The organism is Pseudomonas aegrilactucae (genome assembly GCF_019168305.1).
Classification (GTDB): domain Bacteria; phylum Pseudomonadota; class Gammaproteobacteria; order Pseudomonadales; family Pseudomonadaceae; genus Aquipseudomonas; species Aquipseudomonas aegrilactucae.
In genome coordinates this window covers 1-694 of record NZ_JAHTBI010000060.1, presented here as the reverse complement: position 1 = coordinate 694, position 694 = coordinate 1, and the positions used below count along the sequence as shown (strand labels likewise).

The 694-nt window shown below is 62.0% G+C and carries 1 protein-coding gene; it reads left to right on the top strand.

Annotated features, from left to right (window positions below; all coding sequences use genetic code 11):
• Positions 1-694 (top strand): RHS repeat-associated core domain-containing protein (locus KUO17_RS17620; protein WP_217976814.1); only part of this gene is annotated, 694 nt, incomplete at both ends.

Below are 694 nucleotides of genomic sequence, written 5' to 3'. Positions count from 1 at the left end.
TGGGCCGGCGACTGTTCAAGCATTCCAGTGCGCACTACAAACCGCGCCGCGAGGCCGGCTCGCAGTGGAACCGCAACGAGCATGAGCGCAAGCAGCGCGAGCTGGGGTGCGGTTTCACCTTGTATGGCTGGGACGGCGACCACCTGGCGTGGGAGAGCAGCCCGGCACAGTACGAGGGCGGTATCGGGCGCACGGTGCACTACCTGTTCGAGCCGGGCAGCTTTGTGCCGGTGGCGCAGGCGGTGCGGCATGAAGGCATTCGGTTGATTGCGCAGCCGACCTATAGTCAGCCGTACAACATCGATGACGATCCGGTCTGGACCTTCACTCCGCAGGCCAAGCCTTTCAACGCGCTGGCGTGGTACCAGTGCGACCACCTGGGTACGCCGCAGGAACTGACGGACCACTTCGGGCAGATGGCGTGGACGGCGCAGTACAAGGCGTGGGGAGAAGTGAAGGAGCAGCGCTCGGAATGGGCGCAGCAGCAGGGGGTGAAGAACCCGATCCGCTTCCAGGGCCAGTATCACGACCATGAGACAGGCCTGCACTATAACCGGCATCGCTACTATGATCCGGGAGTAGGGCGTTTTATCAGCAAAGACCCGATCAGTTATGCGGGTGGGGTCAACCTGTATGAGTATGCGGCGAACCCGACGGCGTGGATTGATCCGAATGGGTTATGTAGCAAGAAGCT